We start from the raw sequence: 7,808 nt of genomic DNA, 5'->3' as shown, positions 1-7,808 counted from the left end.
TCAAAATAACAAAATGTATTTATTCTTAGTTATCTTAATGGTGGTTGCATCTTTGCTGATGTGCTTCATTGTATTGATTCAAAATTCCAAAGGAGGCGGTTTAGCATCCGGCTTTTCTTCTTCCAATCAGATTATGGGTGTGCGCAAGACTACTGACTTTCTGGAAAAAGGAACATGGTTCTTGGCAGGATTCATGGTCGTAATGAGTATTGCTACTGCTTATGTGGTTCCTACTTCTTCCGGTAAGGGAGGCGATGTGATTCTGGAGCAAGCTCAAAAAGAAGAAAAGACCAATCCGTATAACATGCCTACTGGTACAGCTGCTCCGCAGACAGAAGCTCCTGCTACAACAGAAACTCCTGCAACAACTGCTCCGGCTGCTGAAGATTCAGCTAACTAAAGCTAAGCGCGGATGATCCCGCAAAAGAAATAAGAAAGAGGTTGATGCCGAAAAGGTGTCAGCCTTTTTTCTTTTTATGACGGATTTAACTACCTTTGTCGGGATTATGCAATCTGACTAATAATTAATCTAAATAGTACAATGACAGAACAATTAAAACTTAAATTGAATGACTCCAAAGCTACCCGGTGGGGAGCATTGGTAATTGTTGCTTTCACAATGATGGCAGCTTACTATGTAAACGATGTGGTAGCGCCACTGAAAACAATGTTGGAGTCGGATCTTGCCTGGACAAGTAGTGATTTTGGATTCTTCACAGGTGGATATAGTTTCCTGAATGTATTCTTCCTGATGCTGATTTGGGGTGGATTAATCCTTGACCGTTTTGGTATCCGTTTCACTGGTAAATTATCAACTATCTTGATGGTGGGAGGTACGGCACTTGAATATTATGCCATGACAGGGCTTGCCGGTCCGGATGCACAGATTTTCGGTCTTAACGAGATTTTCGGTTATAAAGCAGGCGTATTCGTTGCATTTGCCGGCTATTCCATTTTTGGTGTAGGTGCGGAAGTTGCCGGTATCACTGTTTCTAAAATTATAGCCAAGTGGTTCAGGGGTAAAGAACTGGCTACGGCTATGGGTGTACAGGTAGCACTGGCACGTATCGGTTCGCAAGCCGGTTATGCAGTGGCTATTCCTTTGGCACGTGCTTTCGGTATCACTACTCCGGTATTGGTAGGATTGATTCTTCTCTTAGGTGGTCTGGTTGCTTTCTTTATTTTTTCAGTAATGGATAAGAAGCTTGACAGGCAGATGGAAGCAGAAGCTATAGCAGCAGGTACAGAAGGGGAGGAAGAGAAATTCTCTTTCAAAGATGTGAAGAATATCCTCGTTAACCCGGGCTTCTGGTTGATAGCTTTGCTGTGCGTATTATTCTATTCCTGTGTATTCCCTTTCCAGAAGTTTGCTTCCGAGTTGATGATTATCAAATATGGTATTAATGAGAATGTAGCGGGTACTTTTGCCGGATTGCCGGCTTTGGGTGCTTTGATTCTTACTCCAATATTCGGTGGATTTATAGATAAACGCGGTAAGTCAGCTTCTATTATGATACTGGGTGCTGCAATGCTGATAGGTGTGCACTTTATTTATGCCATTCCTGCCATTAATTACTGGTTAGTGGCTATTGGTTTGATGATTATTCTGGGTATTGCTTTCTCGTTGGTGCCTTCTGCTATGTGGCCTGCGGTGGCTAAGATATTCCCTGTAAGCCAGTTGGGTACAGCTTATGCATTGATTTTCTTTATTCAGAATATTGGTTTGTGGGGTATTCCTACGCTGATTGGTAAGGTACTTGATCTTTATTGTATCGTGGGCAAGAAGGCGGATGGAACGAATCTGTACGACTATACGATACCTATGTGTATATTTACAGGTATTGCTTGTTTGTCTCTTGTGGTAGCCTTTATGCTGAAGAGAGCCGATAAAAAGTTTGGTTATCAATTGGAAGAACCCAATATTCAGAAATAAGTGTAAACAGATACGAGTATGGAAACACCAGAAGGAAAAGTCAGTCTGTTGGATGCTGTTCCGGTTCGTTGTGACCACATCTTGACCGAATGGGAGGGAGATTACGCTGTAATCTCCTATCCCCGCTTCAAGTATGAGTGGATGCGCCGGCTTTTGTTACCGCAAAGCATGTCTCCTGATATTCATGTCCGCCTTGAAGAACACGGCAGTGCAGTGTGGCGTCTGATAGACGGGCGGCGTACGGTACGGGAGATTGTTTTCCAGCTTGCCGATCATTTCCATCCTGATGAGAATTATGCTTCACGAGTCACAACTTATGTGATGCAATTACGAAAGGATGGATTTATAAAATTACTCTCTGTCAACTTTTAATAAAGCCCCTGTTTCAGGATCGAATAATACCTTTATTGTGGAATTCTTATTGAACAGTACAGGAGCGAGATATTCGACTACGCCAAATTGTGTGACAGGGATTTCTGAATTATACAATTCTTTATTGTTATAGCTTAATGTAACGTGAGCTCTACCCGGTACATTGTAGGCAACACCTTCATCCACCTTCTTCTTTGGATCGACTTCAGGGATTTTTATGCTTTTAAGGTCAGTTACCGTGATATAAATAGGTTCGCCTGCCAGGTCATTGTTAGCTACAATACCCAACTTCTTGGAGAAACGGAAAGCGACTTCATTCTTCATCTCTTTGGGGACGATGCGGATGGTATATATTTTCTCTTCGTCTGTCACTTTACCTGCAAACATTTCGGTCATTGCACGTTCCTGCAAGGTCAGGTTATCCAGCATAAGCTTTAGTTGTGCACCGTCTTTGGGCATGTTGTCCGATTCACCGCGCAACAGGGCATTTTTGCTTTCACGGATGTTATAGATTTCTTTTGCAACCAGTTCCGCCATCTTTGCCGTTGAATTTGCCATCAGGATTTCTTCTGTCAGGAAGCTACGGGGATTGACGTTAGGAGCATTATCTGCTGCCTTGGGAGTGGCAGGAGCTGCTTTCTTTTGTCCGCTGCCCAACGGCATGTTGATGGAGTAGACGATGCCGTCTTTACTCAATTCAATAAGAGGAGCCACGGTTTTGTCTTTCATCTTCACGAAATATACATTCTCTTTATCAGGTATACCAACTACTGCTGTTTGTATCTTGTCCAATGTCCAGTAAGTTTCCGGTTCAGAAGAGACATTGGTTAATCGCAGATAGCGGTCAGCATACTTGGAAAATTCTCCGGGGGTATAGATATGTTTAGTGGCTTGCACGGTAAGTTCGATTTCTGTTTTCGGAAGTACGTAAGTAACGCCGTAGTCTTTGCCACGCATGATACCTGTTGTCACTTCTGTTTGCGCTATGGCAGAAACGGAGAACAACAGTGCTGAGAGTAATACTATATTTTTTTTCTTCATAAGTCGCGTTATTTAAACAATTTCGGTTAAGGGACAAAGTTAATGAAGTTATTTTTGTCAAGAGTAAGATTATAGAATATTAACAGAATAGGCTGTCTGGGTGAGTTAACGGCTCTTTTCGCTCCATGAGATGGTATGTTTTGTCCCAATAGATCATTTCTTTTGTATCATTAGGTGGTATGTTTCATCTCGATAGATGGTTTGTTTTACCTCAATAGATGATGTATTTGGCCTCAAAGTATCTTATTTTTCGCCTGAAAAGGTATCGGATATAAAAAACAGGGAGAAGCAAATGCTTTTCCCTGTTACTATCTGTGAATCCGAATCTAAATCAGGATTACGATGACAAATATACGACATTAAAAACCGGAAGTCAAGCTTTTACCCGGTTATTTTACGAATTGGATGCAAACGGGTTTGTCAATACTGATGTCTTGATGGGTATCTGATAACAGACCTGTTACGGAATCTCGTTGGAATACCTGAATGACATGACTATCGCGACAGGCGGCTAACAGATATTTCCCGTTCGGGGTGATAATAAAGTTACGCGGATGAATCCCCGTCAACTGGTAGCCTACTTTTGCTAACATGCCGGTTCCCGGATTTACTTCGAAGATGGCAAGACCGTCACCTTTCAGGCGATTGCTGGCATACAAGTATTTCCCGTCGGGACTGAGATGTATATCGGCACTGCCACGTGCACGGAGTGTGTCGGCTGCAATGGTCTGTATCTTTTCCAGTTTACCATCCAAGTAACTGAAAGCGGTGATATTACCAGATAATTCGCTGATAAGATACGCGTACTTGCCGTTAGGGCTGAAAGTGAGATGACGTGGACCGGAATTAGGATCTACGTCAATGGCTTCGGCAGAAGGGTGGGGGATAATGCTTTTCGGATGTATGACAAAGCGCAGGATGCGGTCGGCACTGAAGTCAGTGGCAAAGATATATTTTCCATCCGGAGAGAAGACAGTGCAATGCACGTGGGGTGTTGCCTGTCTTTCAGCGTCCGGTCCGCCGGTACTGCCTTCAAAGAGCGTATCGACAGGCTCTAATGAACCATTCTTTTTCAACGGGAAGATAGACATGCTACCTCCGCTATAGTTGGCTGTGAGTACTTCTTTTCCATTGGTGGCAACGTAGCAGGGATCGGCTCCCATAGTGGGCTGCCGGTTCAACAAACTGAGTTTTCCTGTTTCCTTATCGAAGGAGAAAGCATTGAGAGCAGCTGTTGTGTCGTTCATTTCGCTGACGGCATAGACAAACTTTCCATCTTCCGAAGGGATGAGATAAGACGGGTTGAGCACTTCGATAGAGCTGAGCGAGGTGGCAACTCCCGTTTCTTGGTTGAAGCGGAAGGTGTAAATACCTTTGCTGTTTCCATCGGTGTACGTACCTACCAGCATAGCAAGTTCGTCACTTCCGTTGTTTACGTTTTCCGCTTTGCGGGGTGCGCAGGCTGTCATTGCTAATCCAAGCATACAAAAAAGAAGTTTTCTCATGATATTATGTTATAAAGTGATAATGTTATAGAGTGATAAGGTGATAATGTGGTAAAATATCACGCTATAACTTTATCACCTTATCACTCTTTAGCGTACTTCGTACACTATTTCTGCCACTCCTACACGGTCATCATTCAGCACAATGCGCAAATCGCTGGCAGTAGTTCCTTTGAACGTATATGAAATCAACTTTCCGTATTCGCTGACTGTACCCGAATAAACTGTCAGGAATTGTCCGCCGCCACTTGAAAGCTGGATTTCAAACTCCGCCGGCAGACCGTTGCCTCTGCTGAATGCAATGGAAACGCCATCTACCTTGGAGCCGTTCTCCAAGGCAAAGGTAATATAATCTCCTTTATTTCCTTCCCAAACAGTATTCATTTTTTTATCGAGCACGTTCATTACACTTTCCGGATTGGTGCTGGCAGTTACGGGAACATCCGGTTTTGCCTGTGCTTGCATGGGGGCGTTTGGATCTTCTACTGTCAATTTTCCACTCAGGCGGATGTCTTCGGAAGAAGCACCTACCATAATGCTGAAGTCTCCCGGTTCCACCACCCATTCCATGTGCTTATCCAGTAATTCCAGCTGTTTGCGGTCGAGGGTGAAAACTACCTCTTTCGTTTCTCCCGGTTGCAGGTGGATACGCTCAAAGCCTGCCAGATTCTTTTCGTAAGTGGTAACGCTGCTCAGGATGTCGCGAACATACAGCTGAACCACTTCATCGCCTGCACGTTTTCCGGTATTTGTTACTTTGCAGCGCACAGTTGCCTTTTGGTTCGGTGTAATCACTTTCGGACTGATTTCGATGCCGGAATACTCAAAAGTGGTGTAACTCAGACCGTATCCGAATGAATAGAGTGCACCGTTGACACGCGACATGTTTCCATCCAGTCCCGGATTCTTTCCACCGTCAATCTGTGAAGAAGGTTTGCAGGGGAAATTGAAAGGAATTTGTCCGACACTTTTCGGGAAAGTGACTGTCAGTTTTCCACCCGGATTATAATCTCCGAAGAGTACATCGGCTACTGCTGTTCCACCTTTGGACCCCGGATACCATGCTTCTAAAATAGCGGGAACGAACTTGTCTGCCCAATTGATGGATAGCGGGCGACCGTTAATCAGCACCAGTACGACGGGCTTTCCGGTTGCTTGTACAGCTTGAAGCAGTTTCAGTTGTCGTCCTGGGAGTTCGAGACTGCTGCGCGATTTGTTTTCACCACAGGTACGCTGTCCGCCTCCCAATACGACTAAGGCTACATCTGCCTGACGTGCATTTTCTACTGCTTTATCAATTTCAGCTTGTTCGCTATCTGTCATCGGATAGTCGATAAGTTCGCTTTCCGGCCAATTGGCATCTACAAGATCACAGCCTTTGGTGTAGAGTACTTCTGCTTTGCCTTCGGATTTTTGACGAATGCCTTCCAGCACTGTGGTTACTTCTACTGCCAAAGGACCGTAGTGTGTCAGTGCATATCCCTCTTCGTCTGCATTTGGGCCGCAAACTGCTATTTTCTTCACGTTGTTGATATTCAATGGCAACACGTTGTTTTCATTCTTCAATAAGACGAGGCTTTCGCGAGAGGCTTGTAGTGCAATAGCTTCATTCTCAGCTTTCTCTACTTCTTTATCAGCTCCTGCAAGGTCAGTCTGATAGGGAGCGTCGAACAGTCCTACAAGGAATTTTACACGCAGAATGTCACGTACACGGTCGTTAATTACTTCTTCGCTTAGTCCGCCCTCCTTTACCAATTCGCGCAAAGGCAATACATATGAATCCGGTGACCGGAAAGTGCAACGTACATTCAGACCAGCTTCTACACTTTGACGCACGGCTTCTTTCATATCTTTGGCGGTGCTGTGTTTGGTATAAAGATATTCAACGGCATCACTATCCGAAACCACATATCCCCGGAAACCCATCTCGCCACGCAGGCGTGTAGTCAGCCAATAATAACTGCCTTGTATGGGGACACCGTCGTAATCATTGTACGAACTCATCACTCCCAATAGTCCCGCTTCCTTTATCACTCGTTTGAAGGGGTAGACATGTATCATTTCCACTTCGCGTGGTGACATTTGCGGGTCTACACGTGCCATACCTTCGCGGGCACCCTTGTTGTTACTGTAAGCAATGAAATGTTTTCCGGTTGCTGCTACCTGATGGTTATGTTGCATGCCGCGTACCATTTCAATACCCAGTTCGGCAATGAGGTAAGGAGATTCACCATATACTTCCTCATAGCGTCCCCAACGCTGGTCACGGCCGACATCGAGGATGGGAGCGTAGACATTGGTATATCCCAACATACGGGCTTCCCGTCCGGTGATTAATCCTATCTGGCGTATCAGTTCGCGGTTCCAGGTATGTCCTAATCCCAGTTGTGTGGGGAAATTGGTGGCACGGTAACTTTCTACTCCTCGGATACCTTCGTTCGTAAAATCTACGGGGATGCCGAGGCGCGTTTCTTCTATGAAGAAGCGTTGTACTTCATTCAGTGCCCAGGCATGGCGGGATGCCGGCCATACATAGGGATTATCCGATGGGGGAAGTCCCCATTGTTGGAAACCGTTCAGGTGTTCGTCGATGGCACCGATGCCGTCTTTCCAAAGCATTTGTTTCCATTCGGGGGTGGGGAGGTCGTCCTTTAGTACACGTTTGTAACCGTAGAGGGTTACCATTTGACATGTCTTTTCTTCCAGTGTCATCTGGCTGAGCAGATCTTCGATACGTGCATCCAGCGAGGCATTCGGATCTTCGTATACATCCTTCACTCCGTTTTTGTTGAAATCAATCCAGCCTTTCTTGTACATCTCGCTTTTGACGGGTTTGTACACAGCGGGTATCTTCACGGTCTTTTGTGCGCAGAGCAGAGTACTGCCTCCGAGCAGTAGTGTCATTGCAGTTAGTTTCTTCATGATATTTATATTTTTGTGTATATAATCTTCTGTTG

Annotated in this window: 6 protein-coding genes; 3 read left to right on the top strand and 3 right to left on the bottom strand. The window is 44.9% G+C overall.

What is annotated here, in order from left to right; translation table 11 throughout:
• Positions 1–13: 13 nt before the first annotated feature.
• The 3 genes from secG (at position 14) to BWI44_RS07740 (ending at position 2,305) form a co-directional block, all read left to right on the top strand.
• Positions 14–400, top strand: coding sequence for a preprotein translocase subunit SecG (gene secG, locus BWI44_RS07750; protein WP_007666184.1), 387 nt, complete (start codon positions 14–16; stop codon positions 398–400).
• 141 nt (positions 401–541) lie between these two features.
• Positions 542–1,933, top strand: a complete 1,392-nt coding sequence (locus BWI44_RS07745; protein WP_007666182.1) for an MFS transporter — start codon at positions 542–544, stop codon at positions 1,931–1,933.
• Positions 1,934–1,951: 18 nt separating this feature from the next.
• Positions 1,952–2,305, top strand: a complete 354-nt coding sequence (locus tag BWI44_RS07740; protein WP_115502451.1) for a PqqD family protein — start codon at positions 1,952–1,954, stop codon at positions 2,303–2,305.
• On the opposite strand, the gene BWI44_RS07735 is transcribed toward BWI44_RS07740, so the two are convergent.
• The 3 genes from BWI44_RS07735 to BWI44_RS07725 form a co-directional block, all read right to left on the bottom strand.
• Positions 2,285–3,346: a DUF4831 family protein gene (locus tag BWI44_RS07735; RefSeq protein ID WP_117691608.1), complete on the bottom strand. Its 1,062-nt coding sequence runs from the start codon at positions 3,344–3,346 to the stop codon at positions 2,285–2,287. The two genes, BWI44_RS07740 and BWI44_RS07735, sit on opposite strands and share 21 nt — an antisense overlap.
• Positions 3,347–3,735: 389 nt before the next feature.
• Positions 3,736–4,851: a lactonase family protein gene (locus BWI44_RS07730; protein ID WP_118308272.1), complete on the bottom strand. Its 1,116-nt coding sequence runs from the start codon at positions 4,849–4,851 to the stop codon at positions 3,736–3,738.
• 90 nt (positions 4,852–4,941) lie between these two features.
• Positions 4,942–7,773, bottom strand: coding sequence for a beta-glucosidase (locus BWI44_RS07725; RefSeq protein WP_278706497.1), 2,832 nt, complete (start codon positions 7,771–7,773; stop codon positions 4,942–4,944).
• Between the last annotated feature and the right edge of the window lie 35 nt (positions 7,774–7,808).

Origin of the sequence: Bacteroides sp. Phil13, assembly GCF_001940965.1 — a bacterium.
Taxonomy (GTDB): domain Bacteria; phylum Bacteroidota; class Bacteroidia; order Bacteroidales; family Bacteroidaceae; genus Bacteroides; species Bacteroides intestinalis.
The sequence above is the reverse complement of the archived record's forward strand: the minus strand, read 5'-3'. Positions and strand labels throughout refer to the sequence as shown.

Bases quoted from the DNA above. Each gene is read 5' to 3' on its own strand.
- BWI44_RS07735 (WP_117691608.1), bottom strand. From the start codon at position 3,346: ATGAAGAAAAAAAATATAGTATTACTCTCAGCACTGTTGTTCTCCGTT.
- BWI44_RS07745 (WP_007666182.1), top strand. From the start codon at position 542: ATGACAGAACAATTAAAACTTAAATTGAATGACTCCAAAGCTACCCGG.
- BWI44_RS07730 (WP_118308272.1), bottom strand. From the start codon at position 4,851: ATGAGAAAACTTCTTTTTTGTATGCTTGGATTAGCAATGACAGCCTGC.
- BWI44_RS07725 (WP_278706497.1), bottom strand. From the start codon at position 7,773: ATGAAGAAACTAACTGCAATGACACTACTGCTCGGAGGCAGTACTCTG.
- BWI44_RS07740 (WP_115502451.1), top strand. From the start codon at position 1,952: ATGGAAACACCAGAAGGAAAAGTCAGTCTGTTGGATGCTGTTCCGGTT.
- secG (WP_007666184.1), top strand. From the start codon at position 14: ATGTATTTATTCTTAGTTATCTTAATGGTGGTTGCATCTTTGCTGATG.